This is a genomic window from Prochlorococcus sp. MIT2304, from assembly GCF_059772405.1.
The window spans coordinates 886,916-902,554 of sequence record NZ_CM186286.1 but is presented as its reverse complement, the minus strand read 5'-3'; the positions used below and the strand labels follow the sequence as shown (position 1 = coordinate 902,554).

Below are 15,639 nucleotides of genomic sequence, written 5' to 3'. Positions count from 1 at the left end.
TGTCGTTTTTATTGACTCAAAAACTGTTACACATATTCAGAATTTTTTAACTCATTTAACGGAGATTACGTTTTGATTGGTTCTCTATATAAAAAAAATAAATTCCAATTTCTTCTTTTTGTACATTTGATTATTCCATTAATCCCATTGATGGCAATAGAAAACAGAGATTTTTTGCTAATTAATACGCTAGTAAAGAGTTGTTATAGAGATATAAAATCTTGCAATCAAGCATTACTTAGAATAAATAATTATCAAATTAATGCAGCAAAAAATAAAAAATTTTCTTGTCAAACTAGATTACTTGGCTTAGAGGCGAATTTAATAATGGCTATGAATTCTGATTTCAAAAGAAAGCAATCTAAAAATATTCTTGATGCGATCAAGAAATATTGTTAAATACAATTAACATATAGATCACTTGATTCTTGATTTGTGACTTAGTCAACAAACTAATGTGAAAAACTAGAACAAAATAGGTTTTTATCAGATTTAACTAAGTAAGCTTAGAACAATAAAGATAAAGAAGTTACTCTAATTAAGAAAATGGGCTCCAAAGCTTCGAATTCCAAGAAAACTAACGATAAGGCAGCAAAGACAAACAAGGTCAAAGAAAATAAATTTAAGAAATCAAGTTCTAATGATCCAGATGTATTAGTAAACCTGCCAGCCGGCATGAAATATAAAGTCCCAGGTAAGCGTCAGAGAGTCATCATAGGTTCAATAGTAATTGGTTTGAACGTTTTATTAGTTATTAGTGTGCTTGTTTATTTTTATAATCCTTCATTTCAGGATTTTGTTTATAATTTTGGTAGAGGCTAGTGTTTATATAACTTTTACAGCGAAATGATTAGGAAAGATTTAGTTAGACTGCTGAAATAGGAAAATATTACTACTAAGGAAAAATAAAAGTAAAGTTTGACTAAGAATTTTTTTTATGAGTTTTGATATAGAAGCATTATATTTTAATGTTTATAAAAGTTTGTTTATTAGTAATGGTACAAAAAAGAAGTCAGGGAAACATATCCAAAAAGATTCCTCAACAGAGAAAGACAACTCTTAAATGGGGAACTAATGGGGAGTTGTCTGCAGTTGATATGGTTCGCATATTAGATCGTTTAAATGATCAAGATTTAACTGAATGTGAAATACCTTTGGAAACAGAAAAAGAAACAAAATTATAAATACTTTTTTTATCTACCGTAATAGCTAATATATAAATAATAATCTATTCCCTTTTATGAAAATACCTATCGTGATTATATCTTTAATAGTAATAATTTTCGGGTATTTACATTTTTTTACTGGCTATAAATCTGCGTTTGAAGCTGATCAGCAATGCCATTATGAATTGCGATTGAAATCTATTGAATTAGAAGGCTTGGGTTGTGACCACGATCTTGAAACTAATCAATGGATCCTTTATCAGAAGGGAATTAATGATAATCCTTCTCAAGTAGTTGAACGTTATCGATATTAACTTATAAATCTTTTATTTATTATTGGGAACATGTATGTTGCGGCAATAGAAGAGATAACAGCTGTAATTATAAATGTTGAATATTGACCAAATGAGCCTGGAAGATAAGTGTTTTGAAGGAAATAAAAATCAACAAGTGAACCAATTGTTCCCCAAATAATGATCCAAGCAGATACGTATGAAACACCAACTACTGTTTTTTTATTCATAGCTTTTGAGTAGGTCAATAAATTTATATGAATAATAATACAAAGCTTTGTTCACTAGCTAATTCCAAAAATTTTAAGTGTTGCTGGTTCTCCAGCGAAAGCTAATTCAGTGAGTATGAGCATTAAAAACCCTATCATGGCTACTCTTGCATTAACAAGTTCAGCATTTTCATTGAAGCCAAAGACTTGCTTTACCTCTTCGCCTTTATTATTTATCCATTTAGGATATGAACTTAGACTTTGGCTTTGATCAGTAATGTCTGGATTTGTCTCTGGTTCAACTATCTTTGTGTCATCAAGATCTGATTTTATACTTTGATTATTGTTATCGGCATCAATTTTAGACATTTGAATTTAAAACCTAATTCTATAGTAAATTATAAACTATTTTTGTTAAGGTTTTGTTTTTACGAGACTTTGTTTTTTGTTTAGATTACTTGAAGCGAGTAACTGTCAAGTTATTTAGAATAGAATGAATTGAAAATAAGATTCAGTAAAATATAATATCCTATCTATAATTAAAATTATAGATAGGATATTATATCAGTTTTGATAGTTGATATATTAAAATACAGATCATTTTTAAAAAATTAAAAAAGGTTTTTCCCTTATTAAGTTTTGTTTGACTATTAATTTATAACTTGTTTTCAGCTCATTTTCTTGCTAAAAAAATATAAAATGTTTTTACAAAATGAATAGTGCTAATCTGTTTATTAATGCGTCGCTTTCAGAGCGCTTTTTTGTTTTTGGTCTTCAAGAACAATCAAAAGAACTTAATTCTTGCCTGTAAAATTGAGCTTGTTTAATAACTATGCTATTAAATCTTACTTGGCTGATTCCTGGACTACCAATAATTGCATCTATTTTTATTGCTTTGCTCTTATTGAGTTTTAGTAAAACAATGAATAGGCTAACTAAGCCAGTATCCTATTTTATCATTATCAGCCTTATCTTTTCGGAAATAATCAACTTTATTTTATTTAAAAAAGATATATCAGGAATTGAGCTACTAATTGGAAGTAACTTCCAATTAGTAGTTGATAGATCAGCTTTGCTGTTTTCCGAATCAATAGGTTTAGTATTCTTATTAATTATGCTTTTTTCAGTTGCAAAACTAAAAAGAAGAAGTGGCTATGTTAGGTACTTTATTCTTTTAGGATTATTAAGTGGCTTTTCTTATTTATTTTCTTTTAGTGGAAGCTTATTTCATAACTTTTATGATCCTTTAATAACATCTTTAGATAAAATAGATATTTCTTTTTAAAGAGATTATTTCATTAGCCATGGATCCTAATGAAAAATAATTTAAGTTTGTTAAATTGATGATTTAGTTATCTGTTGTCATAATATCTTCGTTGTAATAAGCTAAAACTAATTTTATGATTTAAGGTTTTAACTTTGAGTGTCAATTCATCTTTAGATCTTCCAAGCAATATTGCATTAGTACATGAATGGTTCACTCCAAGATCAGCAGGTGGTGCAGAGAATGTTGTTCAGGTAATTGATGATTTGCTTACTGAAATTTCATCGCAACCAGACCTTTTCTCTTTAGTTAATGGAGAGAATTTACTGAAAAATAGTTGGTTGTTTAAAAGAAAAGTAAAAACTAGCTTCATTCAAAAATTACCATTTGGCATCTCACATGTTCAACAATATTTACCTCTTTTACCTTTCGCAATCGAACAGATCGACTTGGAAGGGTATCCCTTGGTTATAAGCAGTAGTCACCTAGTAGCCAAGGGTGTTTTGACTTCGCCTGATCAACTTCACATTAGTTATGTTCATACACCAGTTAGGTACGCTTGGGATCAGATGAATATATATTTAAAACGATCTTTTTTAAGAAGAATAGGTTTAGGACCATTAATTAGATGGCAATTGCATACTTTGAGGCAATGGGATCAATTAAGTAGCTCAAGAGTAGATTACTTGCTAGCAAATTCTAATTTTACGGCAAAGAGAATTTGGAAGTATTGGAGAAGGCGTTCAGAGGTTTTACATCCACCTGTCAATGTCAATCGTTTTGACTGGAAGAAGCCCAGAGAAGATTTTTATTTAAGTGTCTGTAGATTGGTACCTAATAAAAGGGTTGATTTGGTCGTGAGGGCTTTTAATAAGCTTCAATTACCTTTGGTTGTTGTTGGTGATGGAGTCGAAAAAGCACATTTAAAAAATCTTGCAGGCCCAACAGTTCAAATTCTTGGTTATCAGAGCCAAGAGAATATTCAAAACCTTATGAGCAAATGTAGAGCATTTGTTTATGCCGGTATTGAGGATTTTGGGATTGCTCCTGTCGAAGCAATGGCTTCGGGAGCCCCTGTGATTGGTTTTGGTAAGGGAGGTATTTTAGATACAGTGAAATGTTTTAATTCAAATTCAGAGAAAGGTGCAACTGGACTTTTGTTTCATGATCAGACAGTGAAGTCCTTGGTTGAAGCAATTGAATTTTTTAAAGAAAAACAACTTTGGAGAGATTTAAAATCTGAGTTAATTAGGGATTGGAGTAATTCTTTTTCTCAAGATTCATTTAAAAAAAGATTTGAGAAAATCATAAATAGAGCTTGGAGAGATCATATGAATTCTTGTGACATTGCTACTAGTGACCTTAGTTCTACATCAAGAAATCTTAATTAAGTATGGTGTGAATTTATTGCAGTCTTGAGCTTACTAACTCAATAATTTGTGCAAACTAATCCAAAAAAATCTTTATTACGATGGTCTGAGTTCCGTAAAGGTTCTCCAATAATTCCTTTTGAAGTAATCTCACAAGAACCTTCTTCTTTGCCTGCGGTAGAAATAATAAAAAATCAAAGTCGATATGGACGAACATTGAAAAGGATTGGGGATATTGTTTTTTCTTTGCTTGTGTTAACTATAGGCTCACCAGTTTTTATCCTAATTGGAATATTAGTAAAGTTTAGTTCTCCAGGAGCTGTTTTTTATGTTCAAAAAAGAGTAGGAAGAAATTACAAAGAATTTGGATGCATAAAGTTTCGCACTATGTATAAAGATGCTGATGATTTACTCCCAAATTTACTGGATAAATATCCTCTTATGAGAAAGGAATTTGAAAAAGATTTTAAATTACGTAAAGATCCTAGAATAACAAAATTAGGAAGATTTCTGCGAAGGTCTAGTTTAGATGAATTACCACAATTCTTTAATGTTTTAAAAGGGGAAATGAGTGTAGTTGGGCCAAGACCAATTGTTAGTAATGAGATTAATAAATACAGTCTTTTTATGGAAGAAGTTATTTCAGTGAGACCCGGACTAACTGGCTTATGGCAGGTTAGTGGTAGAAACAACCTTAGTTATAAAAAAAGGGTTGAATTAGATTTGGTTTATGCAAGAAATAGAAATTTTCTACTTGATTTAGAAATTATTATTCTTACATTAGGGGTCTTGCTCTTCCCTATGGATAGAGGTGCTTTTTGATTTTATGAATTTATAAATATCATTATCAAGCAAAAGGTAAGAATCCAAGCAAGCTGAAGCCTAAGACTGATATTTAGTATCTTTTTCACTGAACTTTTACTTGCAATAGGAAAAGATCTTGCAATTATTGCTTTTATTGTTTTTTGCCCTTTGTAATAGTTTATTCCCCCCATTCTTACTCCAGCACAATAAGCAAATATTGCTTCAGAAATTCCTGAGTTAGGTGAAGAATCCAAAATGCCATCCTTCCAGGAATCTTTTATTGTGTTGAAAAATGATTTCTTTGTTTTGCAGCAAAGAGGAAGTGTAATTAATACAATTCTTGAAGGGATCCAGACCATTAGATCATCAAGTTTTGCACCAGCAAATCCAAGCCATTTCAATTTCCCCTCTTTATATCCAAGCATTGAATCAATAGTACTAGATGCTTTAAAGATCCATGCCATAGCTAATGGTCCTGGTATTGATTGATCAAACTCCCAGAAAATAGTTCCTAAAAATATCCAAAATAACGGAGCAAAGATACCATCAACAGAATTTTCGCTTGCCGTCTCAGCTGCCGCTCTGAGAATTTCATTGGTATTTAAATTCTCAACATCTCTACCAACTATAAGACTTAGTTTTCGTCTTGAATTACTAAGATTTTCTTTGCCTATCGAATTTATAACTTCTAAAATACTTTTATTTAGACTTCTTGAGGCAAGCGAACTACTTAAAATTAAAGAAAAAAATAATGTACTTAAAATAGGATTTTTCAGTTGAAAAAATAAAAATAATCTTTCTATAAGCCATCCAGTTATGCCACTTAATGATATGACTATAATTGTAATTATTGCGCCTAAAATATATAACTTTGTTTTATTTTCTTTCGCAAACTCTTCAGCTAATCTTCTCAAAAAACTAATAACCACACCCATAAATTGGACTGGATGTGGCAAGCTCCTTGGATCACCTATTAAAAGGTCAAGAAGAAAGGCGATTAAGATTAAGTGAATGATATTTCTAGTCTGATTTAAGCCAACTAAACATAGAGCGAAGTGTTTTGCCTACTTTTTCTATTGGGAGTTCTGAGTCTTTTTGGCGAATTCTCTTCATTTCAGGCTTTCCTTCATCGCATTCTTTTACAAAGTTTTTAGCAAAAGTACCATCTTGAATATCAGCAAGAATATTTTTCATTTCTTCTTTTGTCTCTTTGGTAATTAACCTTGGACCGCTTACGTAATCTCCATATTCAGCTGTATTTGAAATCGAATCCCTCATTGCAGTTAGACCTCCTTTAACCATGAGGTCAACTATTAATTTGACTTCATGCAAGCATTCAAAGTAGGCCAATTCAGGCTGATATCCTGCCTCTACAAGAGTTTCAAAACCAGCCTTGACTAATTCTGAAAGGCCACCACATAAAACTGCTTGCTCTCCAAAAAGATCAGTTTCTGTTTCCTCTTTGAAATTAGTTTCTAAGATCCCAGCGCGTGTTCCACCAATCCCTTTCGCATATGCCATCGCAAGTGATCTAGCGTTGCCTGAGGCATCTTGCTCAATAGCAAATAAAGCAGGAACTCCTTGACCATTTTGATATTCCCACCGAACTGTGTGTCCTGGCCCTTTTGGAGCAATCATTACCACATCGACAAATTCAGGTGGTTTTATTAATTCAAAACGAATATTGAAACCATGAGCAAAACTTAGTATTTTCCCTGGTTTCAAATGAGGTGCTATTTCTTTGGTATAAACATCTTTTTGAAATTCATCAGGCAAAAGAATCATGATCCAATCTGCACTTTCTGAAGCCTCTGAGACACTTAGAACTTCCAATCCATCGGAAGTTGCTTTACTGGCTGATCTGCTTCCTTCATAAAGGCCAACGACAACTTTAATTCCACTATCTTTTAAGTTCAATGCATGTGCGTGGCCTTGAGATCCATAACCAATAATTGCGACGGTTTTATCTTGGAGAAGACCCAAGTCTGCATCGGAGTCGTAAAAAAGTTTTGCCATGTGAGTGGGTATTTCAGAACAGTATTCAGGCTGAGCTTACGAAATAGAGTGCTACGGAGACTACTTTTGTTGAGATATTTTTTTGGCTATCAAGACAATTAAATCAATAAAAAAACAAAATTATCAAATTAACTTTCACTTGGATGATTTATCACTCGGTCGATTAGACCATAATTTTTTGCTTCTTCTGCGCTCAAAAAGTAATCACGATCAGTATCTTTTTCTATCTTTTCATATGTTTGACCCGTCATTTCTGCCATGGATTTATTGAGCATTTCTTTTATTCTAAGAATTTCACGTGCTTCTATTTCTATATCACTAGCTTGTCTTTGAGCAGTGCCTCCCAGAGGCTGGTGAATCATTATTCTGCTGTGAGGTAATGCAAGTCTTTTCCCTTTCGTTCCTGCCGATAATAAAAAAGCACCCATTGAGGCCGCTAACCCCACACAAATTGTTACTAGGTCACTTTTTACATATTTCATCGTGTCATATATGGCTAAACCCGCGGTGACTGAGCCCCCAGGACTATTGATGTACAAATAGATTGGTTTACTGCTGTCCTCAGAATCAAGATAAAGCATTTGCGCTACGAGGCTATTTGCGATGCCGTCGTTTACCTCTTGGCCCAGAAATAGAATTCTCTCCGCACCAAGTCTTGTATAAATATCGACCCATCTTTCAAATTGACTTCCTGGAAGACGGTATGGAACGCTTGGAGTACCTATTGGCATGGCTAGTTAAAGTTTGGTAGTTGAGGTAATGATTTTTAAAATATTTTGGGAAAAATTATTTAGTTATGTGGGCAAGACCTTCTCTCCTGGTAAATCTTTTCTACTAGAAAGAACGCGATCTATGATCCCATAATCAACTGCTTCATGAGGGTTGAGGTAACTCATTCGATCTGAATCTTTGGACAATTGATCTACTGATCTTCCAGTGTTATGGCTAAGAATTTCTAGCATAGCTCTCTTGTTGTGAATAACTTCCTTAGCTCTGATTTGAATATCAGTTGCTTGGCCTTGTGCGCCACTTCTAGGCTGATGAAGAACAATTGATGCATGGGGTAATGCGGCTCGTTGACCTTTTGTACCTGCCGATAGGATTACTGCTGCAGTTCCCATTGCTTGACCTATACAAATTGTGTGTACGGGGGGCTTCACATATCTAAGCGTGTCGCAAATAGCAAAGGCTTCAGTTTCAAATCCAATTGCATCTCCTGTATACCAACTTGTTCCAGTTGAGTTAATGTAAAAATAAATAGGTTTTTCTGAATTATCAAATTCTAGATAAAGAAGTTGGGCAATAATTAGTTCTGTTACGTCCATTCCTAGTTGCCTTTTTGCATCATCATCGGAAAAAAGCGGCAGGCCTAAATAAACTATCCTCTCTTTTAAAAGAAGGGATGGTAAATCAGGGGGTGGAGTTCTCATTACGGCAGAATCGCCATAATACGGTTGTGATGCAGTCATATGAAGTTTAAGTATCCTTGGACTCGAGCCTAGCTAGATCTAGCCTTGAGATGCTTTTGTTTTTTAAAATTTGTTCGTGGGCTGATCATTGGAAGCTTTACTAAAAACCATTCGCCCTGTCGGTGTTTGTAATGCTCCAGTCACAACTACTTCTATTCTTTTACCTATCCATTGAAAGCCCTCTTCTATAACAACCATTGTGCCATCTTCAAGGTAGGCAATACCTTGTGAATTTTCCTTCCCTTCTCTGACTACTTTTAAATTTAATTTTTCACCAGGTTGAACTTCTGGCCTAACTGCTAGCACTAGATCGCTCAGATTTAGAGCTTTTATTTCTTGTACTTGTGCTACCTGAGATAAGTTGTAATCAACAGTTATTAACATTCCTGAAATGTCTGATGTTAATTTTAAAAGAATTTCATCAGTTCCTTCTCCTTCATATTTTGTACTGTTAATAACTAATCTTCTCCCATAACTTTCTCTCAATTGGTTTAGCAATTTAAGACCTCTCCTTCCTTTACCACGTTTCTCATTGTTACTTGAGTCCGCGAGTTTTTGTAACTCGTCCATAACTGATTGAGCGACAATTATTTGCCCTTCTATGAGCCCAAATTTAAGTAGAGACTGAATTCGACCATCAATTATTACACTTGTATCTAAAACTTTTGCACTCGCTGGGGTTAGAATTCCATCTGCCATCAATAAAGATTCAGTGCTGTTCGGATTGAAAAGACGTAAAACTGTTCGACCATGAACATCAGCAAGGTTATATCCAAGTACTCCAAAAAATATGTTACTTAGAACAGCAAAAATTGGCTTTACAAAAAATAATTCAGCGGGTAAAGGTAAAAGTAATACAGGTACCAACAAAAGTGTTGCTATGAGAAGTCCAAGAACAATGCCAACAGATCTACTGACAAGTAGATCTGTTGGCATTGTTCTAATTCTTTTTGTTAATTTATTTCTAAATTGCTGAAAAAGAAACGCAATTAAAAGACCTACAAAAGCCGTTAATCCTGATAGAGCAATTTTAAAATTCTTTAGATTAGTAATATGATCTAAAGTCTCTTCAGGTAACCAATTCACCCCAATCCATCCGGTGATTGCACCTGATATAAGAAATAAAACCAGAATAACTATGTCTGCCATATATTCAGGTTATGCTTGCTTCTCATTTTTTACTAAAGCTTTATTTATTTTCAAAGATTTGGGCTGCAAAAGTGACCATTTATTTGGGTTTGTATATCTAGAGCTCAAATGGTAGCCCCACCAAGAAGTGCATATTTGCATATACCCTTTTGCCATAAAAGATGTTTTTACTGTGATTTTTCCATTATCCCTTTAGGTGATAGCGCCCAAGTTACTGGTAGTCCAGGGATAACTTCTATTACCGCATATTTGGATTTACTTCATAGAGAAATTTCAATTAACCCTCCAGGTCCTGCTTTATCAACAATCTATATAGGTGGTGGAACCCCTTCTTTATTGAAAAAAGATGAGTTAGGTGATTTGTTGAAAAATCTTCAAAGAAAATTTGGATTTCAAGATGGTGCAGAGATAACTATGGAGATTGATCCAGCAACATTTGTTGAAAATGATCTGAACGGATACATAGAAATTGGAATCAATAGATTTAGCTTGGGAGGTCAGTCATTTGATGACAGTACTTTGGCTTCAATTGGAAGAAAACATAATGGTTCTCAATTAATAGAGGCTTGTAATTGGGTAAATGATTTATTTAAAAAAGGGCTGTTAAGAAGCTGGAGTCTTGATTTGATTCAAAATCTTCCAGGATTAAATTTGTCTAAGTGGATAAAAGAGCTTGAACAAGCAGTAAAAATTGAAGCCCCTCATTTGTCAATTTATGATTTAACTATTGAACCAGATACTGTTTTTGGAAGAAGACATAAAAAAGGTGAGTTGAAAATCCCAATTGAAACTGAAGCTCAAAAAATAGATTTCGTAACTAATAAATTCCTGAAAAGTAAGGGTTTTTCTAGATACGAAATTTCAAGTTACGCATTGCCTGGGCATGCATCTAGACATAATCGTATGTATTGGAGTGGTTCTGGTTGGTGGGGTTTTGGCATGGGAGCAACAAGTGCACCTTGGGGGGAGAGATTTTCTAGACCCAGAACAATTGCCAGTTATAAAAAATGGCTTGATCAGCAAGGGAGTCAATTATTAGAGCAAACTTTGTCTAGAGATAAGTCAAAACCAATGCCATTGGATGAACTACTGATGATTGGTCTCAGAAGGCGTGAGGGTGTTCATTTGGAGGAGCTTGCTAAAAATGTGGGATGGACTCAGAAAGAATGCGATAAGAATTTGAAATTATTGCAAAAATTCTGGCTAAATTCTTTAAATGAAGGATCTCTAGTAAGAAAACATGGAAGGTATTTTTTAAGTGATCCTGAAGGAATGCAAATTAGCAATCAGGTTTTAATTCAAATGTTTTTGTGGTGGGATTCACTTGATTTAGATTAGTAGAATTAATCCATTTTTTTAAGGCATCGATGCAAAGTTCGCGTCCTGCAATTAAAGGCTTCGCAAACGGGGGCTGTGCAATCGAAAGGCCAAGAATATCAGCAGTAACTCTTACCTGACCATCACAATCACTCCCCGCACCGATGCCAATTATTGGAATGTCTAAATGTTTTTTTAATCGGCTGGCAATTTCTCCTGGTATGTGTTCTAGAACTATTGCAAAACAACCTGATTCTTGAAGCATTTCTGAATCGTTGAAAATTTTTTCTTGACTATGTTTATCTTTAGCTTGTGTTTTATATCCAAGTTGATGAACTGATTGTGGAGTTAGGCCAAGATGCCCCATTACTGGGATTCCCATTCTAATAAGTCTTTTAATAACTAATAAAGTCTCAGGTTCCGCTCCTTCAAGTTTCACTGCTGAAGCAGTGGAGTTTTTCAGGAGAGTTCCGGCAGCTTCAACAGCCTTGTCTTCTCCACATTGATAACTTAAAAAAGGCAGATCACATACTACTAAAGGTTGCTGGGAAAGGGGTTTAGAAAAACCTCTGCAAACTGCTTGTGTATGGTGAAGCATTTGATCAAGTGTTACCGGAAGTGTCGTTGCATGACCCAAGACAACCATTCCAAGTGAATCCCCAACCAGAACAACATGAGCTCCTGCTGCCTCCACTATTGAAGATGAGATAGCATCCCAAGCTGTTAATACAGTTATCTGTTTGCCCACCTTTTTAAAGTTAACTAATTCTGTGGTTTGCATGTAATTCTTAATAACGAGTTTAGCTGTTGCTAGGATATTATTGACTCGGCCCCATGCGGCTGTGACGCCTAAACCTGGTCAGGACCGGAAGGTAGCAGCCATAATGGATGCTCAAAGCAGGCGTGGACTCCGGGTCACCTTAATTAAAGCAAGTTGATAATTCTCAACGATTTTGTCTCAGACGTAAAAATTCCGGTATTGAGGCTCCTGATTCTCTAACTTCTGGCTGTTCGTAAAGTGATTGAGGCGATAATCTTGCTCTATTTCTCTCGTTTGAGTAAATCTGATTACTGTCGAATCCAGTTGCAATAACGGTTACTTGGATTTCTCCTTCAAGTTTTTCATCAACAACTGTACCTACAATGATGTTGGCTTCTGGGTCTACCACATCAGATATAACTTCAGAAGCTGAAGTCATGTCCTCTAGAGTCATATCTTTCCCACCAGTGATGTTTATTACACATCCTTTTGCTCCATCTATTCGAGCTGCTTCCAAAAGTGGGCTATTAATTGCCGCTTGAGCTGCTTCTAGTGCTCTAGATCTTCCAGAGCCTAAACCAATTCCTAAAAGTGCACTACCAGCTTCTGTCATCACAGAACGCACATCAGCAAAATCTACGTTAACCAACCCAGGGCAAGTGATTATGTCGCTTATTCCTTGAACTCCTTTCATCAGAACATCATCAGCACTTCTAAAGGCCTCTTGCAAAGGTGCTCCGGAAATTACGTCTTTTAATCTGTCGTTTGGAATAACAATTAATGTATCAACATTCTCTGCAAGCCTCGCGATACCCTCATCTGCTTGTCTTAAACGACGTTTCCCTTCAAAGCTAAATGGTTTAGTAACTATCCCTACTGTTAAAGCACCACTTTCTTTGGCAACCTGAGCGACAACAGGGGCAGCACCTGTTCCAGTTCCTCCGCCCATACCAGCAGCTATAAATACCAGGTCTACACCTTCTAAGGCTTGTTGGAGGTCAGCTCTAGATTCTTCTGCAGCCTTTTGACCAATGCTAGGATTACCGCCTGCACCAAGTCCTCTAGTTAAGCTTTGACCAAGCTGAACTCTATGAGTCGCAGATGATTGGATAAGAGCTTGAGCGTCTGTATTGAGAACACGATATGTGACTCCATCAAGATCACTATTAATCATCCTGTTGACGGCATTACTTCCGCCACCTCCAACGCCAATAACCTCAATACGTGCAGATTGACTGGGTAGGATTCCTTCATCCATGTTGAAACTAGATTTGTTTCCCATTCCCATCACCATATTCAGGATTAGAACTCGTTTTGGGCATTATGAACATCATCCATGAATTCTGTTGGCTTATAAGTTCAAATTGATTAACAAATTAATTTCCCTGATTGCCCCTGAATTATTACAAATATGCTAAGGATTTTTGAAAAGTCGTGTCGTAGTAAGGCTTTTACCTTCTGTTCTCTGGTTTTTTTTCTATTTTTAATTCTGGTTTGAGTGGATCTTTAAGATTCACGATTTTTACTTTTGTGTTGATTAAAAGATTTGGTAATGATTTTTGTAGTTGGTTAAGCTTATTAATTTGCTCGATTAAGCGATCAGTTCCCGACCCTATAAGGACTGAATCGAAGTGCTCGGTTCTTAGGCTTATTTCTTCAAGGGAATTTATTTTGATTTTTTGAAGAGGGCTTTGGAAGTTAAATCTGTTTTTTATTATCAGGAGAATTTCTTTTTTTTTATTTGGATTCCAATTTTCGATAGATAATTTGATTTTATTTTTTTTTGACTGATTTACAAACTGAAGTGGTATCCAAGATCCCTCCATATCAATCATTCCTTTTTCTGTGGTATTTGATAAAACTCGACTCGCTAAAGCAACTGGTTCTCTTTCTAAAAAATTTAAATGAATTTCGGGAGGGAAAATTTTTCGGCTTACGGAAACTGCTTTAATAGGTAGATTTCTTATTAAATAAGATTCAATTTCTTTTGGATTTAATTCCAACAAATTTTTTGGATAAAAAATACTGGTGGTTTTTTTAATTTCGTTTTTTGTTATTCCAGATAGACCTGTGATTCTAGTTTGATCAAAACCAATTGGTTTCCAAGCCTGGTTTAAAAATGTAATGATCAGACAAATTGAAGTGCTTGAGAAAAAAAGTAATTGCCAAAGTTCAATAAGAAAATTCTTATTTTGAAAAATAAGCGAAACTTTTCTAGTTGATTTTCGATTATTTTTACATGAGGTTCTGCTTTTTCTTTTGTAAGATTTCAAAGGTCGCATCTTGCTCTGGACATGAGTTTGTCCATCCATTGACGAGCACGCTCAGCATCTGAAAAAGGCACATCTATTTCTTTACCTGAACCAATAAGCCTAAGTCGGCAGCGTCCTTCAGATTCTTTTGTTAGAGGAGCTTCCCCTGAACTCAGAGCCATTAGCTCAACCATTTCTAATTTCTTAACTTCAAAAGTTGCTTCCTCCTTGAAGCTACCAGCCTCAAAGCTGCTCCAGCATAAAATCCCAGCTTTTAATCGAGCAGCTCCTGTTCCATCAAGTTTTGCCAGCTCTGAACCTTTAGCCCAAATCAAGTAGAGATTCTGTCGTCTTCTCTCGATCCAACCAAGAGAAGCAATTAGAATAAAAGCCATAAGCAATGGCAACCAAAGAAGACCGTGAATCATTTTTTGAAATAGAGGTCTAAAAATGTCATGGTTAATTCATTCTCTAGCTGTTTCTATGAGATTAGCAACAAGTTTTTCTAGTTTTATTCCTGAAGCTTCCCACAACATGGGATACATGCTTGTTCTAGTAAAGCCCGGCAAGGTATTGACTTCATTTATGTAAATCTGTTGCGAACTCTCTTGATAAAAGAAATCGACTCTAGCTAAGCCACAAGCATTGATAGCTTTACATGCCTCGATAGCTAACTTTTGTATTTTATTAGATATGTCTACGTTCAAGTCAGCTGGGATGATTGCATTGCTTAAGTAATCATTATATTTTGATTCATATGTATACCAATCAGTTTCAAATTTAACTTCGCCAATAACTGAGGATTTCATTTTGGACTTTCCTAATACGCCACATTCAAGTTCTCTACCTTCGATATTTTTTTCTACTATTATCCTGTCATCGTATTTTGCTGCAATTTCTATCCCATGAATGAGTTCTTGCTTTGACTTTGCTTTGGTTATGCCAATAGAGGAACCCAAATTAGCTGGCTTTACAAAACATGGATAATGTATTGTTGTTTCTATTTCATAAAAAATATTTTTCATTAATAATTTATTTAATAAATCCTCTTTATGTAAAAAAACATACGGAGTTTGAGGAAGGTTGAATGATTTAAAAATTGATTTCATTGCTATTTTATCCATCCCTAATGATGAACCGAGCGTTCCTGATCCAACAAAAGATTTTCCTGTTAATTTAAATAGTCCCTGAATAACGCCATCTTCCCCATTTGGTCCATGCAGTGCAGGGAACCATACATCAATGTTGTTGCTTAATATTGAAAAGTTACTGAGATTATTAATGGAAACTTTATTGGTTTTTGTTGTGATAATTGTTTTTTTTTCTTCCAATAAAATTGACTTTGAGTATTCTGTATTCTCCCAAACCCCATTCTTGTTTATATAAATTGGATTTACAATAAAGTTTTTACTATTGTAAGGATGAGATAGAGCATTATAAATTGTCTTAGCTGATTCTATGGAAACTTCGTGTTCGCTTGATTCACCACCGAAAACCAGTCCGATAATTAGCTTTGAATTTGACATATTTATTTAGCTCTCAATATTCTTTAAGCGTGGGTTATTGAATT

Annotated in this window: 20 protein-coding genes and 1 other RNA gene; 9 read left to right on the top strand and 12 right to left on the bottom strand. The window is 34.7% G+C overall.

Annotated features, from left to right (window positions below; all coding sequences use genetic code 11):
• The first annotated feature begins 72 nt into the window (after positions 1–72).
• The 4 genes from AC6EIY_RS05455 (at position 73) to AC6EIY_RS05440 (ending at position 1,480) form a co-directional block, all read left to right on the top strand.
• A complete protein-coding gene (locus AC6EIY_RS05455; RefSeq protein ID WP_498508041.1) occupies positions 73–399 on the top strand; it encodes a hypothetical protein in 327 nt (108 codons plus the stop codon).
• A 147-nt stretch (positions 400–546) separates the two neighbouring features.
• On the top strand, positions 547–822 hold the full coding sequence (locus AC6EIY_RS05450) for a hypothetical protein (RefSeq protein WP_498508040.1): 276 nt from the start codon (positions 547–549) through the stop codon (positions 820–822).
• A 173-nt stretch (positions 823–995) separates the two neighbouring features.
• On the top strand, positions 996–1,184 hold the full coding sequence (locus tag AC6EIY_RS05445; protein ID WP_498508039.1) for a DUF8633 family putative protein: 189 nt from the start codon (positions 996–998) through the stop codon (positions 1,182–1,184).
• A gap of 56 nt (positions 1,185–1,240) precedes the next feature.
• Positions 1,241–1,480, top strand: a complete 240-nt coding sequence (locus AC6EIY_RS05440; protein ID WP_498508038.1) for a hypothetical protein — start codon at positions 1,241–1,243, stop codon at positions 1,478–1,480.
• Here the strand turns inward: AC6EIY_RS05440 and AC6EIY_RS05435 are convergent.
• Positions 1,477–1,689: a hypothetical protein gene (locus AC6EIY_RS05435; protein ID WP_498508037.1), complete on the bottom strand. Its 213-nt coding sequence runs from the start codon at positions 1,687–1,689 to the stop codon at positions 1,477–1,479. The genes AC6EIY_RS05440 and AC6EIY_RS05435 overlap by 4 nt on opposite strands.
• Before the next feature lie 54 nt (positions 1,690–1,743).
• The gene (locus tag AC6EIY_RS05430) at positions 1,744–2,037 is read right to left on the bottom strand and encodes a high light inducible protein (RefSeq protein WP_498508036.1); all 294 of its coding nucleotides are present in this window, start codon (positions 2,035–2,037) and stop codon (positions 1,744–1,746) included.
• Positions 2,038–2,500: 463 nt separating this feature from the next.
• On the opposite strand from AC6EIY_RS05430, the gene AC6EIY_RS05425 reads away from it, so the two are divergent.
• The 3 genes from AC6EIY_RS05425 to AC6EIY_RS05415 all read left to right on the top strand — a co-directional run bounded on the left by AC6EIY_RS05425 (position 2,501) and on the right by AC6EIY_RS05415 (position 5,124).
• A complete protein-coding gene (locus AC6EIY_RS05425) occupies positions 2,501–2,953 on the top strand; it encodes an NAD(P)H-quinone oxidoreductase NdhF (protein ID WP_498508035.1) in 453 nt (150 codons plus the stop codon).
• A 134-nt stretch (positions 2,954–3,087) separates the two neighbouring features.
• Positions 3,088–4,323: a glycosyltransferase gene (locus AC6EIY_RS05420; protein WP_498508034.1), complete on the top strand. Its 1,236-nt coding sequence runs from the start codon at positions 3,088–3,090 to the stop codon at positions 4,321–4,323.
• Positions 4,324–4,371: 48 nt separating this feature from the next.
• Positions 4,372–5,124, top strand: a complete 753-nt coding sequence (locus tag AC6EIY_RS05415; RefSeq protein ID WP_498508032.1) for an undecaprenyl-phosphate galactose phosphotransferase family protein — start codon at positions 4,372–4,374, stop codon at positions 5,122–5,124.
• A gap of 2 nt (positions 5,125–5,126) precedes the next feature.
• Here the strand turns inward: AC6EIY_RS05415 and cbiB are convergent, their stop codons facing one another.
• The 5 genes from cbiB to AC6EIY_RS05390 all read right to left on the bottom strand — a co-directional run bounded on the left by cbiB (position 5,127) and on the right by AC6EIY_RS05390 (position 9,740).
• Positions 5,127–6,062, bottom strand: coding sequence for an adenosylcobinamide-phosphate synthase CbiB (gene cbiB / locus AC6EIY_RS05410; protein WP_498508030.1), 936 nt, complete (start codon positions 6,060–6,062; stop codon positions 5,127–5,129).
• Between the two features lie 64 nt (positions 6,063–6,126).
• The gene (ilvC, locus tag AC6EIY_RS05405) at positions 6,127–7,122 is read right to left on the bottom strand and encodes a ketol-acid reductoisomerase (protein ID WP_498508029.1); all 996 of its coding nucleotides are present in this window, start codon (positions 7,120–7,122) and stop codon (positions 6,127–6,129) included.
• Positions 7,123–7,250: 128 nt separating this feature from the next.
• Positions 7,251–7,853: an ATP-dependent Clp protease proteolytic subunit gene (locus tag AC6EIY_RS05400; RefSeq protein ID WP_498463368.1), complete on the bottom strand. Its 603-nt coding sequence runs from the start codon at positions 7,851–7,853 to the stop codon at positions 7,251–7,253.
• Between the two features lie 63 nt (positions 7,854–7,916).
• Entirely contained in the window at positions 7,917–8,591 is a 675-nt protein-coding gene (locus AC6EIY_RS05395) for an ATP-dependent Clp protease proteolytic subunit (RefSeq protein ID WP_498508028.1), read from the bottom strand.
• 63 nt (positions 8,592–8,654) lie between these two features.
• Positions 8,655–9,740: a PIN/TRAM domain-containing protein gene (locus AC6EIY_RS05390; RefSeq protein ID WP_498508027.1), complete on the bottom strand. Its 1,086-nt coding sequence runs from the start codon at positions 9,738–9,740 to the stop codon at positions 8,655–8,657.
• Positions 9,741–9,848: 108 nt separating this feature from the next.
• On the opposite strand from AC6EIY_RS05390, the gene hemW reads away from it, so the two are divergent.
• Positions 9,849–11,078: a radical SAM family heme chaperone HemW gene (gene hemW, locus AC6EIY_RS05385; protein WP_498508026.1), complete on the top strand. Its 1,230-nt coding sequence runs from the start codon at positions 9,849–9,851 to the stop codon at positions 11,076–11,078.
• Here the strand turns inward: hemW and panB are convergent.
• Positions 11,020–11,838 carry a 3-methyl-2-oxobutanoate hydroxymethyltransferase gene (gene panB, locus AC6EIY_RS05380; protein ID WP_498508024.1) on the bottom strand — a complete coding sequence of 273 codons (819 nt, stop codon included), beginning with the start codon at positions 11,836–11,838 and terminating at the stop codon, positions 11,020–11,022. The genes hemW and panB overlap by 59 nt on opposite strands.
• Positions 11,839–11,880: 42 nt before the next feature.
• On the opposite strand from panB, the gene ffs reads away from it, so the two are divergent.
• Positions 11,881–11,977, top strand: an RNA gene (ffs, locus tag AC6EIY_RS05375) — signal recognition particle sRNA small type.
• A 24-nt stretch (positions 11,978–12,001) separates the two neighbouring features.
• Here the strand turns inward: ffs and ftsZ are convergent.
• The 4 genes from ftsZ to AC6EIY_RS05355 form a co-directional block, all read right to left on the bottom strand.
• Positions 12,002–13,099: a cell division protein FtsZ gene (gene ftsZ / locus AC6EIY_RS05370; RefSeq protein ID WP_498508022.1), complete on the bottom strand. Its 1,098-nt coding sequence runs from the start codon at positions 13,097–13,099 to the stop codon at positions 12,002–12,004.
• A 169-nt stretch (positions 13,100–13,268) separates the two neighbouring features.
• Entirely contained in the window at positions 13,269–14,099 is an 831-nt protein-coding gene (locus AC6EIY_RS05365; RefSeq protein WP_498508156.1) for a cell division protein FtsQ/DivIB, read from the bottom strand.
• Positions 14,087–14,497, bottom strand: a complete 411-nt coding sequence (locus tag AC6EIY_RS05360; protein ID WP_498508021.1) for a hypothetical protein — start codon at positions 14,495–14,497, stop codon at positions 14,087–14,089. The genes AC6EIY_RS05365 and AC6EIY_RS05360 overlap by 13 nt, the downstream gene beginning before the upstream one ends.
• Positions 14,498–14,533: 36 nt before the next feature.
• Positions 14,534–15,595 (bottom strand): D-alanine--D-alanine ligase family protein, encoded by a 1,062-nt coding sequence (locus tag AC6EIY_RS05355; protein WP_498508020.1) that lies wholly within the window; start codon positions 15,593–15,595, stop codon positions 14,534–14,536.
• Positions 15,596–15,639 lie beyond the last annotated feature (44 nt).